The sequence below is a fragment of the Streptomyces sp. NPDC127068 genome (assembly GCF_042724695.1).
Classification (GTDB): domain Bacteria; phylum Actinomycetota; class Actinomycetes; order Streptomycetales; family Streptomycetaceae; genus Streptomyces.
The window spans coordinates 42,261-59,066 of the sequence record NZ_JBHXEN010000036.1; the positions used below are offsets into that span (position 1 = coordinate 42,261).

Here is a 16,806-nt window from a genome sequence, read left to right on the forward strand (position 1 = left end):
TGTTCCTGCGCCCTGCTCCTACTGAGGGCGCAGGAACGGTTCATCCGCCGCAGTGACGTTCCCCCGGGGCCGGGCGGCACGCAACAGCACCTCCAAGGCGGCGTCCGGATCGGCCGCGTAGTGGCCGCTGGCCCAGGCCGCGTTGGCCTCGATCACCGCCCAGCCGCCGTCCACCAACCGCCCCACGTCCACCACGATCGCCGACGGCAGCCGGGGCCCCGCAGCCACCACCCGGGCGGCGAACTCCCGCACTTCACCACCGCGGGGGTCCGCATCGAGCGGGAAGAGGTCCCGGCCGCCCCGCACCCCGTAGCGACTGCCGGTGCGCACCTCGCCGTCCAGCAGGAAGAGGCGGTACTCGGCGGAGAACGCCACGACATCGCTGACCAGCACCGGGGTGGTGTCGTCCAGGGCGTCGGGACCCGGCAGCCGACTGCCGTCCGGGTAGATCCTGGCGGGAAAGCTCTTGTCGTTGGGCGGCTTCACGAACGCCGGCCGCCGCAGTGCCCGCGCCGCGGCGAGCGGAACGCACGCGACGTGCCGGCCCGTCAGCTCCCGGGGAAGCCCCGCCAGCCAGTCCACCGGGGCCTCCAACAGGCCGAGCCCCAACTCCACCGCCACCACGTCGGCGAACCCCGGACCCGCGAACAGGGCGGGCCCGGGCGCACCGCGCACCGCGTCCGGCACCCACCGCCCCGGCAGCACCTCGCAGCCGAGCCCGCGCCGTTCGGCGGCAGCCGCCAGGGCGCGGCCGGTCGCCGTCGGTTGGGGCGGCAGGAACAGGGTGCGCGGTGGGCACGTCGTCGAGGTCACGAGGGGCAGGGTCCCGTATCCCGACCCCCCGGGGACAGCGGATTTCCCCGCACCCCTCGTGACGGATGGGCGCGGGGGAGGCGTCCCGCGGAATCCGGTGGTGCGAGGCGAGCGCGGCGTCGAGAATCGGCGGATGCGCGAAGTGGAGCTGTCCGACGGGATCGTCACCTTGACGCCGCTGCGACCGGACGACGTAGAGGCGCACCTCGCGGGTGAGGACGAACTGCTGGTTCGCTGGCTCAACGGCGGTCCGGGCACGCGCGAGGGCGTCGAAGCGTACGTCCGGCACTGCCGGGAACAATGGAACACGGCAGGTCCGCTCCGCGCCTTCGGCATCCGGACGGGCGCCGACGAGGTGCTCGCCGGCACGGTCGACCTGCGGTTCTCGGGAGCGGACCTGACTCCAGGTCAGGTGAACGTCGCCTACGGTCTCTATCCGTCGTGGCGGGGGCGCGGCCTGGCCACCCGCGCCGTCCTCCTGGCGTCCCGGTACGCGGCCACCGAGGGCGGGGAGCAAGCGGTGATCCAGGTCGATCCGGCCAACCCCGCATCCGCGGCGGTCGCGCGGCGGGCAGGGTTCACCCCCGGCGCGCGGGCGCACGGCGACGACGCCACCCGGTTCGACCGGTACGTGCGGGACCTGCGCGACCCACCCCCGTGAGGACCAGCCGCTACCTGACGACCCCGTCGACCCGGGCCCGGCACAGCGCGGCGACCAGCGTGTCGACGGCCCCGCCGGCGGCCCCGTCCCGCGGCAACCCGCTGACCTGCCCGTCCCCGACCTCCACCACGCGCCACTCCCCGTCCGTCCGCAGCGCCAGGTCCGTCGTCACGAACCGGCAGTCCAGTGCGGCGACGGCCGCCCGGACCCCCGCCAGCTCCGGAGCCGGACACCGGCCCGGAGTGTCGGGGTGCGCGGTCACCAGGACCGGCTCGCCGTCCACCCACCACACCCGGGCCTCGCCGCCCGCGACGAACGGTTCGAACTCCCGGAGCACCAGCCCGCCGGCCAGGGACTCGTCCTGGAGCGCGAAGAAACGGTGCACCACCGCGGCCAGTCGCTCCGCGTCCCCGAGGTCGGGCACGTGACACGCCTCGTCCCACTCGTGCTTGCGGGACTTCACGTAGTCCTTCACCACCGCTGCGCCCGGTCGCAGCGAAGCCGCCAGTTCCCCGAGCGCCGCCCGGTCGGGCGGGGCCCACGGTACGGCGGCCCGCCAGGCGCTGCGCGGGGTCAACCCGGTGAACGCGGCGTACCACCCGGGAAGTTCATGGGCCCGGGCGTACCGCGCCGGCCCGGTCAACAGCACGCACCCCCGCTCCTGCACGGCCCGCGCCAACTCCCCGTAGCGCCCGACGGGCACCATCCACCCCCGGTACCAGTAGGCACCCGATCCGACGGGGACGGCGGCCACCGCCTCGTGGGCCGCGCCGGTGGTGAGTGCCTCGTGGTCGATCAACGCGAGCGGTGCGCCGACCGCGCGGACGGCCGCCGCCTGCGGCCCGAAATCCGGGTCGACGCGGGTCGGGCGCAGCGGGTCGCACGGGAACAGGAATCCGGGACGCACGGGCGTTCCTCCGAAGCGGGGGCGGACGAGCAGGAGCGGACGGCGCCCGCCCGCTACAGCCGGGACAACTCGTCCACCAGGTCGTCCAGGCCCAAGGAGCCCTGGGAGAGGGCCGCCATGTGCCACGCCTTGGCGTCGAACGCGTCCCCGTGGCGCTCCTTGGCGCGCTCCCGACCGAGCAGCCAGGCGCGCTCGCCGAGCTTGTAGCCGATGGCCTGACCGGGGATCGACAGGTACCGGGTCAGCTCGCTGGCCACGTAGTCGGCCGGCCGGCTGCTGTGCGCGCCGGTGAACTCCTCGGCCAGCGCGATGGTCCACCGCTCACCCGGGTGGAAGGGCGAATCGGCCGGGATCTCCAGCTCCAGGTGCATGCCGATGTCCACGATGACCCGCACCGCCCGCATCATCTGGGCGTCCAGGTAGCCGAGTCGGGTCTCCGCGTCGGTGAAGAAGCCCAGCTCGTCCATCAGCCGCTCCGCGTACAGGGCCCAGCCCTCGCAGTTGGCGCTCACCCCGCCGACGCCCGCCTGGTAGCGCGACAGGTCCTCCTGGACGTGGGCCCACTGCGCGAGCTGGAGGTGATGGCCGGGCACGCCCTCGTGGTACCAGGTGGACACCAGGTCGTAGACCGGGAAGCGGTCCAGCCCCATGGTCGGCAGCCAGGTGCGGCCCGGACGCGAGAAGTCCTCCGACGGTGCCGTGTAGTACGGCGCGGCGGCCCCTCCGGGCGGCGCGATCCTGGACTCCACGACCCTTACGCGGTCCGCGAGTTCGAAGTGCGTGCCGTCCAAGGCGTCGATCGCGCGGTCCATCAGGTCCTGGAGCCAGACCCGGACCTCCTCGACGCCCTCGATGTGCCGTCCGTGCTCGTCGAGGTGGGCCAGTGCGACCCACGGGGTGGCGGCGCCCGGCAGCACCTTCTCGGCCTCCGCCCGCATCTCCGCCAGCAGCCGGTGGTACTCGGACCAGCCGTACGCGTACGCCTCGCCCAGGTCGAGGTCCGTACCGTTGAAGTAGCGGGACCACCGTGCGTACCGTTCGCGGCCCACCGGGTCCGGCGCTCCCTCGAACGCCGGGGCGTACTCCGCGGCCATCCAGTCGCGCAGCTCCGCGAACGCCGTCCGGGCGATCCGGGCGGCCTCGGTCAGCTCCGTCCGCAACGTCTGCGGGCCGGGGGCCACGAACTGCTCGAACCAGGAGTCGCCCGCGGCATCGGGTTCGGTCCATTCGGTGAGCTGGCCGATGAAGGTGGCGGTGGGGCGCGGGCCGGCGAACAGCTTGCGCTCCAGGCCCAGGGCCAGCGACGCGCGGTACCCGGCCAGCGAGGCCGGCACCGCGCGCAGTCGGGCGGCGAGCACGGCCCAGTCCTCGTCCGTGTCGGTAGGGGTGAGGGAGAACGCCTCGCGCACGTCGTGCGGGGGCGAGAACATGTTGCCGACCGCCCGCAGGTGTTCGTCCGCGTCGTGGACGGCCAGTTCCGCGGTGAGCCGTTCGCGCAGCAGCCGGCCGCAGCGGCGTTCCCGGTCGGCGCCGGCGCCCGGCAGCGCCTCGGCCGCGTCCAGGCGGGTCAGCGTCCGGCGGGCCAGGTCCGCCCGGGCGGCCTGGCCGGCGGGGGAGTAGTCGGGAAGGGCACGGTGGCTCGCGCGCACCCCCAGGTAGGTGCCGGTCACCGGATCGAGGGCGACGAGGTCGTCGACATAGGCGTCGGCGACCTCGCGGGGAAGCGGGCTCTTCGTCTCTGACATGCGAACATCCTCGTACGTGGACCCGTACGTCGTCACGAGGGCCTCGGTGTGCGCGGCGGCGGCAACCGGGTGGCCGACCGGTCGGAACCGTCGCCCGCGGTCCCGTGATCGGATCTCCGTTCGATTCCTCCGTAGGTCCGCCCCACCGACCGGAGTGGCCCGGAATGCACCCAGTGCCACCGAAGCGCCCGTCCGACGTGTAACTTCGGCCCCGGGCGCCGCGATCCGGAACCGTACAGGCGCCCGGGGACGTACCTGGGGGCGGGACGGTGTCGACGAAACCGACCGGACTCACCTTGTGGCAGCTGGTCGTCGTGACCGTTCTGGGCGCCCTGCTGGTGGGACTGACACTGCTGTTCGGACTCAATCGGCTGATGGGGGGACTGCTGCTGGACGACGACGACTGCCTCGGGACCGAGGCCAGGGCGGACGAGATCTCCTCGGTGTCCCTCCTCGGGTCGCCGCCCGAAGGAGCGCGGGTCGCGACGGGCTGGCACACCCTGGAGGTGGGCTGCAGGGACGGCCGCGACGACGAACTGCTGTCGGCCACCCGCAGCTACGAGTTCGACGGCGACCACCAGGTGGTCCGGGACCACTACCGCGCGTTGGCGGAGGGCGACGGCTGGACCCGGGTGACCACCGCACGCGCAGCGGGCGACCCCCAGGTGGGGCGCACCGACGTCTGTTTCGAGAAGGAGTTGGCCGGCGGTCGGGTACTGCTACGGGTCTCCTTCGACCCCGGAGTCTTCTGGGTGGGCACCGAGACCGCGCTCGACGACGACGAACACGTCCACTGCTGAGGGCCCCCCGGACACCGGGCGGCGCCGGCAGCCGTCACGGGGCGGGCGTCGCGGTACCGCGGTCGGTGACACCGGCAGCCGACGCCGAACGGCTGCCGGCCGCGACCCCGTCCAGCCGGGCCGTGATGATCAGCACCCCTTCGTCGAGCTGGTAGTCGAGCGGCAGCCCCAGCCCGCGCATCACCGCCACCATCGCGGTGTTGGACGCCTGGGTCACCGCGTAGACGCTCGCACAGCCCGCCTCCTCGGCCGCGGTCACCAGGCGCCCCAGGAGCTCGCTGCCGATGCCCCGTCGCTGCCACGCGTCCTCGACCAGGAGGGCCACCTCCGTCTCGTCGCCGTCCCACAACAGGTGCCCGAGCGCGACGATCCGGCCGGAGGCGGTCCGCGCGGCCAGGGTGCGGCCGAAGCCCGGGGCCAGCAGCCGACGCAGGTACGGGTCGGCGTCCTTGACGGAGCCGTGGTACCGCATCCGCAGCGTCTGGGACGAACACCGCTCGTGCAGGGCCTTCGCCTCCGCGAGGTCCGCCGGCGAGGCCCGGCGAACGGTCACCTCCCCACCGCGCGCCAGAGCCACCCGGTCCTGCTGCCGTGACACCCGGGGGCCCAGCCGGGTGTCCAACTCCACCAGCGCCCGCGCACGGGCGAACTCCGTCGGGGTGAAGGGGAGGTGGGGCCGTTCCACGGTGAGGTGGCCGCCGTCCGGGGTCCGCAGTCGCAGGACAGTGTCCCCCGGCAGGACGCCCTCCGCCGACGCGTCGAGACGGTGTGCCTCCGCGGGGTCGGCCGCCGGCGCGTCGGTGCGGGGAGCGGGGTGGGAACGGACCGTACAACGGCCCAGGAGCTGACGGAGCGCCAACGGGAGTTCCGCCGGGTCCAGAGCGGTCCGGGTGGCGAGGCCCAGGGCCCTGGTCGACGCGTCGACCAGGTCGTGCGGGTCGGCCCGTTCGATCCGGGTGCCGGTGCCGCCGGCCCGGGCGGCGGCCCGGGCGACCTCGCCCGCGGGGAGCCCGGCCGGCGCCCGGACCAGGAGTTCGTCCACCGTGCCCTCGGCCAGTGGGTGGGTCTGGAGGCTCAGGATGTCCACCTGGTGCTCGGCCAGGGCCGCGCACAGCGCCGCGAGCGAGCCCGGGGTGTCGCGGACCGTCGTGCGCAGCCGCCACAACTCCGTCGCCCCCGGCCCTCCCGGACCGGAGACCGCGGACGGCACCCGGTCCGCAAGGGCGTGCGGCGCCGTCCCGTCGGACCCGGCCGGGTGGTCGTGGCGGCGCGAGCGGTGGGCCCACCAGGTGTGGAACCCCGCCGTGGCCAGGAGCACCACCGCCGAGATCAGCAGCAGCGCGGGTCCGCTCGGCCCGTGGCCGATCAGATTGGCCACGGCGTCCGCCACGGCGACCGCCGTGAACAGGGCGGCCAGCTCCACCACGTCCCGGCGCCAGTGGTGTGCGCGCCGTTCGGGGCCGGCGGGGCGGGGGACGGGGAGGTCTCGGCTCATGCCGTCACTGTGGCGGGACCGTGTTGCGTGATCACGAACCGTTTGTGACCGATGGGTAAAACACCCCGCGCGCCGCGCCGCCCCGTGCCCGGATCACCCGGTGGACTCCGCCCCGAGCGCCGCGTGCAGTCGTCGGGCCTGGGTGAGCAGCCGGGCGCTGCCGCTGCGGGCCGCCAGCTCCGCGAGGTGCGGGACCGTGCCCCGGTCCCCGGTGTGCTCCGCGCACTCCGCCGCCACGGCCAACAGGTCCGCCACTCCCCGCAGGGCCTTGCCGTCGTGCGCGGGGCCGGCCAGCAGCGCGGGCAGCGTCTCCCGCAGTACCGCCCCCACCGTGCGGTACGCGCCCGTCGCCGCTGCCGTGCGCACGCTGTCCACGGCACGCGACGGCTTGACCGTGCCGCGGAGCATCAGGGTGCTCAGCAGGCCCCCCAGCAGCGGGACGTCGAGCTGCCCCCGCGCGGCCAGCACCAGCAGCGCGTCCACCGCAGCGACCCGCTCCTCGCTGTTGCGCGCACCGATGCCGTACGCCACGGACAGGTGGACCGCGGGGCCGGCCGGCCCGGGCGCCTCGGCGAGGCTCGGCAGATAGGCCACGTCGCCGCTGGCGTTGTACCGGGCGGTCTGCGACAGCAGGCCGACCAGCCGGGCCGCCACCAGCTCCCGCCGGCCCGGCACGGCCAGCAGCTCGTGGCCCTCGCGCTCGACGGTCCAGTGGTAGCAGGACCGGCTCGCGTGGGTGTCGGCCTCCAACGGGGCGCCCATGGCGTGGAACACGGCCGGAAGGCCTTCGAAGAGGCTGTGCGCCTGGCCCACCTCGACCAACAGGGCTTGGCTCTCCTGGTCCGTCACGACCTGCAGCGACGGCAGCGGGGGCTCGCCGTCGGCCAGCCAGCGGGCGAGACGGTCGCCCTCCGGCGTTCCGAGCCCGGTAGCTGCGGTCACGGCAGCGGCGGCCTCCGGGGACGGGCCCGTGGCCGTCCCGGGTTGCGCCCGCTCGTCCCGGCGCACCCGTAGCAGCGCCTGTGCGAAGTCCACCTCGCCGGGGCTCACCCCCAGCCGCCGGTACGCGTCCAGCCGGGCCACGAGTTCCGCCGGATCGACCTGCCCCGAGGTCCAGGACGGGGTGGCCAGGAGGAACGGCGGCCGGTCGCTGGCCACCCGGTACGCCGCCTCCCACAGCCGGGCCTGACGGGGTTGCTCCAGCACCGCGTGCACGCAGCAGTCCAGGCCCTGCGCGCTCCTGCGCGCCGCCGTGTGCAGCGTGGCGGTCCGCACCACCTCGAACAGGCTCGCGAGGACCACCTCGATCCCGTACGTGTCCACACCGAAGTTGATGTTGGGCCGTCCGTGCTCGGAGGCCCCGGGGTACCACCAGCGCCGTACGACGACCGGGCGCACCGCCTCGACCAGGGCCTCCCGGTCCGTGTGCGCGTACCGCACCAGAGCGTCAAGGACGCGTTCGAAGGTCACCGCGTCGCTGCGGCCACTGCTCGCCAGCAGGAGGGCGCTCACCTCCTCCGTCAGCTCCGCCACCGACCCGATCGGCGGGACCGGCCGGCCGGGCTCGGGCACCGGCGGGAGGAACTCCTCGTACGGTTCCGTGTTCGTGTCCGTGGACTCCAGGGCCCGGGGCGCACCGCCCAGGGCGCGGGCGGCGCGCGGGCGCAGAGGAGCGCTCAGCTGCTCGGCCGCCGCCAGAATCTCCTCCCGGACGGAGTCGGGCACCTGGGCGGCGTACTTCTCCACCAGCTTGAGGGCGCGTTCCTGGAGGTCGGTGTCCTGGTGCCCGAAGGCGTCGGCGACCGCGGGCAACAGCTCCGGCAGCAGCTCCGACGAGGCGCCGAACACCTTGCCGAGCAGGATGAGTTGGGACCGTACGAGCTTCTTCTCCGGACGGAACAGGGCGCCCCGCGACACCTCCGCCAGCTGTCGGGCCGTCAACTCACCGTCCAGCGCCATCGCACCGAGGACCGCCTGGGCGTGTGCGGCCACCGTGGGCCCGGCGTCCGCCACCAGCGCCGTCCAGTCCGCGGTGCGCTGCCGCTCCTCGTCCCGCGTGGGCGCCAACTTCCCCAGCAGGGTGAGGAAGGCCCGCTGGTCGGCGGTCCTGCCGCCGCGCAGCAGCCAGGCCACACAGGCGTCCAGCATCGCCGTGCGCTCCAGGGCGCCCTCGGCCGTCAGCCAGGTCAGCGTCGGTATCCAGCCCTCGGTGCCGTCCCTGCCGTAGCTCCACTCCAACTGCGCGCCGATGTCGTCCAGCTCGAACAGGGCGGTGACCATGGTCACCAGATGCGGATCGGAGCGCAGCCGGCCCAGCAGCTCGGGACCGGCGGCCAACCGATGCCGTCTGACCTCGTCCATCCACCCGCGCACGTAGCTCTCGGTCGTGGGCACCGCGCAGTCGGCGAGCCGGACCAGCCCGGACATCAACTCGTACGCCACCCTCGCGGACGGCGGGCGCTCCGCGAGCCGCCGGGCCACTTCGCCCTGCCACTCGGGACCGCGGTCGGCGAACACCTCCAGCAGCAGCTTGGGCGGGGCCGGGGACCACCGCATGTCCGCGCCGGTCAGCCAGGTCGCCGTGGCCACCGCGCCGGTGTGGCAGGCGGCGCCCGCCGCGTGCAGGGCCGGGTACGTCCGCCGGGACCGGCGCGACCACGAGTCCGTCCGCAGTTCCTTGCGCAGCGCCTTCAGCCCGGACAGTGCCGCACGGCGCTCGCCCGTCGTCATCGCCCGGGTCAGCGTGACCACCGAGGACACGTTTCCGTCCCGCACGGCCGCCACTAGTGCGTCCGTGGCCTGCTGCGGCGTCCGGGCCGCCTGACCCGACTGCCCCGCCTGCGCCGGCCGGTCCGCCGGGTCGTGGGATGACGTGGTCCGTGCCGTCTGCGTGCTCATCGTTCCTGCTGCCTTCGTCGTGTCGTGTCGGAGGTTCACCGGATTCGTCACCGCTGCCTGGCCGGTCGTCATCGGACGCCGGTGTCCGTCTCCACCGCGGGGGCCGGGGCCGTCCGCCCGGTGCCGACGGGGGCCGTGACCTCCCGGCGGGCCATCCGTACCGCCAGGGCGTGCTTGCACGGGCCCCGCCCGCCCCGGTAAGCGGCCCACCACTGACAGGTGCAGCTCAGTCGGCCGCCGTCCTCGCGCACCCGGTGCACATGGCCGTCCTCGGCGGTGACCGTGCCCAGGGCGCCCTCCCACGTCACGGCCCCGGCCCGCAGCAGGGCGCGCGCGGACCGCAGCCGCGGATTGTGGCGCTCGGCGCGGGCCGCGTCGTAGGGCAGCTCGCGGTGGAAGTAGGCGGCCTCCGCGGTGTCGTACCCCACCCGGCCCGAGGTGCCGAGCCGCACCAGGGCGGCCCGCACCCGCTCCGGGGTGAGCCCGGAGGACGCCGCGAGATCGGCGATCTCGATCCGGGGCTCCCAGGCCAGCAGCACCCCGATCAGCTCCGCGTCCTCCCCGGCCTCGTCCGTCGCCAGCGCCTCCAACACCCCGCCCTCGCCGGAGAACCCGCGCGACGCCTCGGGCGACAGGGTGAGCGTCAGCCGCATGCCGGGCAGCACGACCTCCCAGGCGGCCGAGACCGCCGCCTCCCCGACCGCCGCCGGACCGTAGATCCGCAGCGCCGTGGCGTGCCGCAGCACCCGCTGGAGGGCGACCAGCCGATCGGGACCCGGCAGGCACACGGCGCCCGGCACCGGCCGGGTGGTCTGCCGCAGGCTCCGGCCGGCGGGCACCACCCACAGCGGCGGACGCGCCCGCCCACTGCCCTTCGGCAGCGACCGGAGGAAGCGCACGGCCTCGCCGGCGGGCAGTTCGGCCCGCAGTTCGAAACCGGCCGCTATCACCTGTGCCTCGGCGAATCCCCGCAGCCAGCGGTCCGGCAGCGGTACCTTCTTCTCCACCACGGGCCCGTCCAGGGTGGTGACCGCGAGGTCGTCCGGGCCGACCCGCAGGTGCAGGGGGTCGTCCGAGCCGATCCGGGAAAGCGCCTCGCGCAGGGGGTTGTTCACGTCCACGTTCGTCGTGCCGTGCCCGATCTCGCCGCCGTCCAGCCCCGGCGCCAGGACGTCGAGACGGGCGTACACCCCGCCGCACCCCGAGAACGACTCGAACCGGATGCGGTCGCCGTTGCCCGTGACCACCGGGTCGAGCAAGCCCCGCATCTGCGGCTGGTAGTACCGGGCCGCCGCCACGTCGGCCACCGCGAGCAGGGCGGCCGAAGCGATCTGGGGCGAGGTGAGGAAGCCGGTGAAGAACCGGGGGTGGGCCTCCCGGCCGGTCGGCGTCGCGCCCTGGGAGGTCTCCAGGCCGAGGCGCCGACCACCGGGCACCGACTCCAGCGAAGAAGGGCGTGCGTAGGCCAGGGCGTGCAGTGAACGGGTCATGGGGAAAACGGTAGGTCTCCCCACTGACAATCGGCCTGACCTGCGGGGACGTTGGGCTCCGGGCCGATCGCGGACCCACTCCACGCACCCCCGCGATCCGGCCGCCCCGGCGCGGTCACGCCCCGTCGACCCACCCCGGGCGGGGTCACGCCCCGTCAGCCGCCCCCACCGCCGCGGCGAGTCGCCGCACCCCGTCGACGATCCGCGCCGGGGGCAGGTGCGCGTAACCGAACACCAGACGCACCGCGCCGTCATCGGGCACCGAGGACGCGTGCTCCGCGTACGAGGACAGGGGCCGGACGGCAACGGCGGCGGCCTCCGCCCGGCCCAGGAACCGCGCCTCGGGCCCGAACCGCCCGGGGAGCGCGGCGATCACGTGCAGCCCCGCGGAGATCCCCGTCACCCGAGCACCGGGGAAGCCCTCCCGCACCGCCCCGACCAGGGCGTCCCGTCGTTCCCGGTAGGCCCGCCCGCACCGCCGCAACTGACGGTCGTACGCCCCGCTCTCCACGAACCGCGCCAACACCTCCTGGTCGGCGGCGGGATTGCCCAGGTCCATGGTCCGCTTTCGCTCCACCAGCGCGTCGACCAGCCGCTCCGGTGCCAACAGCCACCCCAGCCGCAGCCCGGGGGCCAACGACTTGCTCACCGAACCCGTGTAGAGCACGTGCTCCGGGTCGAGGCCCTGGAGGGCGCCCACGGGGGAGCGGTCGTACCGGAAGTCGCCGTCGTAGTCGTCCTCCACGACCAGCCCGTCCACCGCACGCGCCCACTCCAGCAGATCGGCCCGCCGCCGCGCCGAGTACGCGATCCCCAACGGGAACTGGTGCGCGGGCGTGGTCACCACGCAGCGCACCCCCGACGCCGCGAGGGGACCGAGCGCCACCCCCTCCCCGTCCACCGGCAGGGGCACGGCACGCACCCCCGTCGCGGCGAACAGCGCACCGTGCGGCGGGCTGCCCGGATCCTCGACCCCCACCGCACGCTCCCCGCGCGCGTGCAGGACGAGCCCGAGCAGGGTCAGGGCCTGGGCGACGCCCGAGCACACCACCAGGCGCTGCGGATCGGCCACCACCCCGCGCCTGCGGGCCAACAACCCGGCGAGGGCCGTACGCAACCGGGGCAACCCGCCGGGGTCGGGATAGCCGAGTGCCCCGTGCGGCACCTCCGCCAGGACCGCACGGTAGGCGGTCGCCCAGCCCGCGCGCGGGAACAGCGACAGGTCCGGTGTGCCGGGCAGGAAGTCGATGCCCGGGCCGGGCCGGCGCGGGGCACGGTCCCGGGCCGCTGGACGGGCCGCCCGCGCCGCACCACCCACCCAGGTGCCGGCCCCGCGGTCGCTGCGCAGGTACCCCTCCGCGGTCAACTGCTCGTACGCCTCCGTCACCAGCCCGCGCGACACCCCCAGGTCACCGGCGAGGTCCCGGGAGGACGGGAGCCGGGTCCCCGGGGCCAACCGGCCGCTGCGGACCGCCTCGCGCAGCGCCGACCGCAGGGCCCGCCCCCGCGACCGGGCCGGCGCCGCCACCGCGGGCCGCAGCAGTTCCCACGCGGCGCTACCGGGCCCGCCGCTCCGGCCCTTCGCACCGTCACCGGAAGTGGTCCCCGATACGCTCATGGAAGTGGACCTTAATCCGGTCCACCCACGTCCCTAACGTCGGTCCCATGAACGCGAACTCCGTGCGCGGAGCCCTGTCCGCCGCCCTCGCCTGCGTCCTGGTCGGCGGCTCCTTCACCGCCAACAGCCTCCTCGGGGACTACCCCTACGCGGGCGGCCTGTTCCTTCGCTACGGGCTCGCCTTCCTGCTGCTGCTCCCGTTGGTGGGACCGGGCGCCACGGCCGCGGTCCGCGGCTTGGCGGCCCGTCAGTGGCTGTTGCTGCTCCTGCTCGCCGCCGTCGGCATGGTCGGGTTCAACTTCGCCGTGCTCGCGGCCGAGCGCACCGCCGAACCCGCGGTGCCCGGGGTGCTCGTCGGCTGCGCGCCGATCGTCGTCGCCGTCCTGGTGCCGGCGCTCGCCGGGCGCCGACCGGGCCGGGCGGCGCTGTACGGCGCCCTCCTGGTCGCGGTGGGCGCCTTCACGGTCCAGGGCTGGGGGCGCACCGACGCGGCCGGGCTGGCGTTCTCTGTCTGCGCGCTGCTCGGCGAGGTGGGGTTCGCGGTGCTCGCCGTGCCCGTGCTGCGCCCGCTGGGACCCAAACTGTTGTCGGCGGTGGTGTGCGCGCTCGCCACCGTCGAGTCCGCCTTCCTCGGGGTGCTGGTGGACGGCGGCGCCTGGCTGCGGATGCCCGACCTGACGGAGGCGCTCGCCCTGGGGTGGGTCGCCGCGGTCGTCACGGTGATCGGCTTCGTCTGCTGGTACGCCGGCGTGCAGCGCATCGGGGCGGAGCGGGCCACGCTGTTCTCCGGGCTGATCCCGGTCGCTGCCGCCGCCACCGCACCCCTGGTCGGAGCCGGGGCCTACGGCACCGCCCAGGCCGTCGGCAGCGGCTTGGTGGCGGTGGGGGTGGCCGTCGGGGCGGGCCTCCTCGATGGACGGCGGGGCGGGGCGACGGCCGGGCCGCCCGACCCGAGGGGTGCCGGGGGCGTCCGGTCCACCGGTGAGGCCCCGGCGGCGGCCCGGCGGTCGGTGGACCCCACCGGTGTCGACGGCCCCTGACCAGGGCACCTGAGCCGACCGGTACCGGCTGGACAGCGGGTCGGACCGCGAGGTGGGATGGGGGCGTGGCTGCCGACACCGCGACCGAGGTCTTCGAGGAACACCGTTCCGTCCTGACGGGCGTGGCGTACCGCATGCTCGGCCGGGTGGTCGACGCCGAGGACGTCGTCCAGGACGCCTGGCTGCGCTGGTCGGGCGCGGACCGCAGCGAGGTGCGCGACCCGCGGGGCTACTTGGTCCGCGTCACCACCCGGCTCGCCATCGACCGACTCCGCCAGGTGCAGACACGGCGCGAGTCCTACGTCGGCCCGTGGCTGCCCGAGCCGCTGGTGACCGACTTCGGGTCCGTCGCCCAGGACGGCGCCCAACACGTCGTCCTCGCCGATTCGGTGTCGCTGGCCGTCCTGGTGGTGCTGGAGTCGTTGTCGCCCCTGGAACGCGCGGTGTTCGTCCTCCGGGAGGCGTTCGGCTACCCGTACGGGGAGATCGCCGTCACCCTCGACCGCACCGAGGCCGCCGTCCGGCAGCTCGCCACCCGCGCCCGCAAGCACGTCGAGGAGCGGCGGCCCCGTTACGACGTCGATCCGGAGGAACGCCGAGACCTCACTGAGCGCTTCCTCGCCGCCGCCGCCGAGGGCGATCTGGAGCGGCTGCTGTCCCTGTTGGCGCCGGACGCGCGTCTGGTCGGCGACAGCGGGGGCAAGAGCAGGGCGCCGCTGCGCGTCATCGAGAGCGCCGACAAGGTGGCCCGCTTCCTCTGCGGCATCGCCAGCAAGGACATCGGCGGGGGCACCACTTTCGAACTCCTCGAAGTCAACGGAGGCATCGCCGTCCTCGCCCGCGACGACGGCGCGCCCGACGCGGTGTTCCAACTGGACGTGGTGGACGGTCGCGTTCAGCGCGTCTACATCATTCGAAATCCGGACAAACTCATCTCTCTAAGGTGAAGTCGTTCTTGGGTGCCCCCGCGTGAGTTTGTGCGCGGGGGCGCTCGGCTGTGCGCCCACTCCCCGCCGGCGCGCCGGAAAGTAAAGGTTTCGTCATGTGACGATCCCTGTACGCGATGTGACAAGTGCCTTGCGGGCGTGTGAGCATCGCTAACGCCTCATGAATGTTGTCTTGACTGGAGCGGGATCGACCCCGTGTCGATTCAGAATTGGTCTTGACCAAGGGGTGGCTCGGCTCTATCGTCGCAGACATAGTGCAGGAACCTTTAATAAACAAGGGCGCTAAAAACGCTTCTGGGACACGGCGATTGCGGAGGACAGGGTGGGGACCACGCAACTGGAGACGGTGCCGGAGCCCAAGTACTGGCACCTGAAGACCGTGCTCACCGAGGCACTCGACTCGGAGTTCGCGGTGGGCGAGATCCTGCCCAACGAACGTGAGCTGGCAGCCCGCTTCGGGGTCGCCCGCGCGACGCTCCGGCAGGCACTGGAGCAACTCGAACTCGAAGGGCGCCTCCATCGTCGACGCGGAGTCGGCACCACGGTCGCCCCCCCGCGCGTCGGGGTCGCCGTGGGGTCCGACGAGCAGGACTGGCCCGGCGCGCTCGGAGAAGCATGGCAGACCGCGGGCAGCGAGTCGGACGTGCCCCCTGCCGCGGTCGCACGGATGCTGGAGACCCTCGACGGCGAAGCGGTGCACATCGTGCGGCGCACCCGGGTGTCGAACGGCCTGCCCGTCGCCGCGGAACTGCTCTACGTCCCCGGTTCGTCCGTGCCGGACGTCTCCGGGATCGACAACCCGTCGGGCACGGCCCGCGGACGCGCCGTGCTGCGGGAACTCCAGCGGCTCGGACTCGAAGGGCAGGACCGGTCCGTCGAGCTGGGCTCCGCCCGCGCCGACGACGCCCGGGAACTCGACCGGCTGCCCGGGGCACCGGTCCTCGTCGTCACCACCCGGTTCTTCGCCGCCGGACGCACCGCCGCGGTGTCGGTCGCCACGTACCGGGCCGACACCTGCCGGTTGACCTTCGGCGACTCCGGTGGCGTCGAGATACACCACGGGCCCGAACGCCGGGCCTCCTGAACAACCGACCGCCGCGGCGGGCCCCGGCGAGAACGGGGCCGCCGCGGCGGTTTGCTACGCGCCCGACGGTTGCGGCGGGTCCCGCCGCTTTCCGGACCCCGGGCCCGCGGGGCGGGCCGGTCAGTCGACGACGGGACTGCGGCGCTCGATCAGCACCACGTCGCGCCAGACCCCGTGGTGGCGGGCCACCCGCTCGCGGACGCCGATCACCCGGAACCCGGCCCGTGCGTGCAGGGCGAGGCTCGCGGTGTTCTCCGGAAACACCCCCGACTGCACGGTCCAGATCCCGGCCGCCTCGGTGGAGGCGATCAGCGCCCGCAACAGGCTGCCGGCGACACCCCGGCCCCGCGCGTCGGGGCGGACGTACACCGAGTGCTCGACCACACCCGCGTACGCCGGCCGGGCGGACACCGCACTGACCGCGGCCCACCCCAGTACCGAACCCCGCGGGTCGAGGGCGACGCCACGGTGGTCCGGGAGCCGAGCGGCGTCGAAGGCGTCCCAGCCCGGGGCGGCGGTCTCGAAGGTCGCGTTGCCCTCCTCGATGCCCGCCCGGTAGATCGCGAGGACCTGTGCGGCGTGCTCGGGCCCCATCGGGGCGAGCCTGACGACGGCGTGCGACACCACAAGCTCCTCCGCTCCGACCAACGGGACGGGCCGCCGTGCGTGACCGGGCGACCGCCGCCGTCCCGGACGGTACCAAGCCGCGCGGCTTCCTCGACAGGGGCCGCCCGGGTCGCCTGTACGGGGGAGGCCGGCACCCGGTTGGCGGCCCGTCCCCGCCCGGAGCCGACCACGGGCACCCACCGGTGGTTCAGTGGGGACGGCCGCTCGCCCGGAACGGCCGCGGACGTCCGACCCACGCCGGCGGAGGTACGGATGGAACCCCTGATCGCCCTCCTCGTCGGGTTCGTCGGGGCACGACTGGCCGGGTTCGCGGGCGTGGACGTCCTCGACGCCTGGCTGCCCGCGCTGCGCGTCGGCCTGGCGGTGATGTTCGTGTTCACCGGCCTCGCGCACTTCCACCCCAGGCTCCGGGCGGAGATCGTCGACATGGTGCCGCCGGGCCTGCCGCGGCCCGAACTGTTGGTGACGCTCACCGGCGTCCTCGAACTGGCCGGCGCGGTCGGCCTGCTGATCCCGGCCACGGCGCCGTGGGCGGCGATCTGTCTGATGCTGCTGCTGGTCGCGATGTTCCCGGCCAACCTCTCCGCCGCGCGCCGCAAGACGACGCTCGGCGACCCCATCGGCCGGCGCACGCTCTACCAGATCGTCTACGTCGGGGCCCTGGCCCTCACCCTGGCATGA

General features: G+C 74.5%; 14 protein-coding genes. 6 read left to right on the top strand and 8 right to left on the bottom strand.

Annotated features, from left to right (window positions below; translation table 11 throughout):
* Positions 1 to 18: 18 nt before the first annotated feature.
* A complete protein-coding gene (locus tag ACFWIA_RS22445; protein ID WP_387007793.1) occupies positions 19 to 813 on the bottom strand; it encodes an ATP-grasp domain-containing protein in 795 nt (264 codons plus the stop codon).
* Positions 814 to 946: 133 nt separating this feature from the next.
* Between ACFWIA_RS22445 and ACFWIA_RS22450 the strand changes: the two genes are divergently transcribed.
* A complete protein-coding gene (locus tag ACFWIA_RS22450; protein ID WP_387007795.1) occupies positions 947 to 1,474 on the top strand; it encodes a GNAT family N-acetyltransferase in 528 nt (175 codons plus the stop codon).
* A gap of 10 nt (positions 1,475 to 1,484) precedes the next feature.
* On the opposite strand, the gene ACFWIA_RS22455 is transcribed toward ACFWIA_RS22450, so the two are convergent.
* Positions 1,485 to 2,381: an ATP-grasp domain-containing protein gene (locus ACFWIA_RS22455; RefSeq protein ID WP_387007797.1), complete on the bottom strand. Its 897-nt coding sequence runs from the start codon at positions 2,379 to 2,381 to the stop codon at positions 1,485 to 1,487.
* 53 nt (positions 2,382 to 2,434) lie between these two features.
* Positions 2,435 to 4,126, bottom strand: a complete 1,692-nt coding sequence (locus ACFWIA_RS22460) for a DUF885 domain-containing protein (RefSeq protein ID WP_387007799.1) — start codon at positions 4,124 to 4,126, stop codon at positions 2,435 to 2,437.
* A gap of 269 nt (positions 4,127 to 4,395) precedes the next feature.
* On the opposite strand from ACFWIA_RS22460, the gene ACFWIA_RS22465 reads away from it, so the two are divergent.
* Positions 4,396 to 4,926: a hypothetical protein gene (locus ACFWIA_RS22465; RefSeq protein WP_387007801.1), complete on the top strand. Its 531-nt coding sequence runs from the start codon at positions 4,396 to 4,398 to the stop codon at positions 4,924 to 4,926.
* 34 nt (positions 4,927 to 4,960) lie between these two features.
* Here ACFWIA_RS22465 and ACFWIA_RS22470 read toward each other — a convergent pair whose 3' ends face one another.
* The 4 genes from ACFWIA_RS22470 to ACFWIA_RS22485 form a co-directional block, all read right to left on the bottom strand.
* Complete coding sequence (locus ACFWIA_RS22470; RefSeq protein ID WP_387007802.1) at positions 4,961 to 6,421, bottom strand: GNAT family N-acetyltransferase; 1,461 nt, start codon at positions 6,419 to 6,421, stop codon at positions 4,961 to 4,963.
* Between the two features lie 93 nt (positions 6,422 to 6,514).
* Positions 6,515 to 9,319: a DUF6493 family protein gene (locus tag ACFWIA_RS22475; RefSeq protein WP_387007804.1), complete on the bottom strand. Its 2,805-nt coding sequence runs from the start codon at positions 9,317 to 9,319 to the stop codon at positions 6,515 to 6,517.
* A gap of 68 nt (positions 9,320 to 9,387) precedes the next feature.
* Complete coding sequence (locus ACFWIA_RS22480; protein ID WP_387007806.1) at positions 9,388 to 10,809, bottom strand: SWIM zinc finger family protein; 1,422 nt, start codon at positions 10,807 to 10,809, stop codon at positions 9,388 to 9,390.
* A gap of 145 nt (positions 10,810 to 10,954) precedes the next feature.
* Positions 10,955 to 12,427: a PLP-dependent aminotransferase family protein gene (locus tag ACFWIA_RS22485; RefSeq protein ID WP_387007808.1), complete on the bottom strand. Its 1,473-nt coding sequence runs from the start codon at positions 12,425 to 12,427 to the stop codon at positions 10,955 to 10,957.
* 47 nt (positions 12,428 to 12,474) lie between these two features.
* Between ACFWIA_RS22485 and ACFWIA_RS22490 the strand changes: the two genes are divergently transcribed.
* The 3 genes from ACFWIA_RS22490 (at position 12,475) to ACFWIA_RS22500 (ending at position 15,498) form a co-directional block, all read left to right on the top strand.
* The gene (locus ACFWIA_RS22490; protein ID WP_387007810.1) at positions 12,475 to 13,467 is read left to right on the top strand and encodes a DMT family transporter; all 993 of its coding nucleotides are present in this window, start codon (positions 12,475 to 12,477) and stop codon (positions 13,465 to 13,467) included.
* Between the two features lie 65 nt (positions 13,468 to 13,532).
* Complete coding sequence (gene sigJ / locus ACFWIA_RS22495) at positions 13,533 to 14,414, top strand: RNA polymerase sigma factor SigJ (protein ID WP_387007812.1); 882 nt, start codon at positions 13,533 to 13,535, stop codon at positions 14,412 to 14,414.
* 322 nt (positions 14,415 to 14,736) lie between these two features.
* Entirely contained in the window at positions 14,737 to 15,498 is a 762-nt protein-coding gene (locus tag ACFWIA_RS22500) for a GntR family transcriptional regulator (protein ID WP_385494689.1), read from the top strand.
* A 120-nt stretch (positions 15,499 to 15,618) separates the two neighbouring features.
* On the opposite strand, the gene ACFWIA_RS22505 is transcribed toward ACFWIA_RS22500, so the two are convergent.
* Complete coding sequence (locus tag ACFWIA_RS22505; RefSeq protein WP_387007870.1) at positions 15,619 to 16,092, bottom strand: GNAT family N-acetyltransferase; 474 nt, start codon at positions 16,090 to 16,092, stop codon at positions 15,619 to 15,621.
* 285 nt (positions 16,093 to 16,377) lie between these two features.
* Between ACFWIA_RS22505 and ACFWIA_RS22510 the strand changes: the two genes are divergently transcribed.
* Positions 16,378 to 16,806 carry a DoxX family protein gene (locus ACFWIA_RS22510; RefSeq protein WP_387007814.1) on the top strand — a complete coding sequence of 143 codons (429 nt, stop codon included), beginning with the start codon at positions 16,378 to 16,380 and terminating at the stop codon, positions 16,804 to 16,806.